At 73.1% G+C, this 234-nt stretch carries 1 protein-coding gene; it reads right to left on the reverse strand.

Going from position 1 to position 234, the window contains the following annotated elements; all coding sequences use genetic code 11:
• A partial coding sequence (locus RYX56_RS25380; RefSeq protein WP_317124518.1) for a hypothetical protein occupies positions 1 to 234 on the reverse strand: 234 nt, incomplete at both ends.

Genomic DNA, 234 nt, shown 5'->3' on the forward strand with positions numbered 1-234 from the left:
GGCGTCGGCGAGGAGCGACTCGGGCGGAAAGAGGCGCACGAGGTGCCCCATCTCGGCGAAGAGCGCCGGGTCGGGGTGCGGCGCGAGCAGGTGGCGCTCGACGGCGTCGCGCAGGACCGAGAGATCTTGGCCGTCGAAGACGTAGAAGTGGAGCGAGTAGGCGCTCTTCCAGCGCGCCGCGTCGGCCTTCTTGCGAGCGAGGTCGAGCGCGGCGAGCGCCTCGGCGCGGCGCTC

This window comes from Alkalihalophilus lindianensis (assembly GCF_032843265.1).
Classification (GTDB): domain Bacteria; phylum Bacillota; class Bacilli; order Bacillales; family Bacillaceae_D; genus Alkalihalophilus; species Alkalihalophilus lindianensis.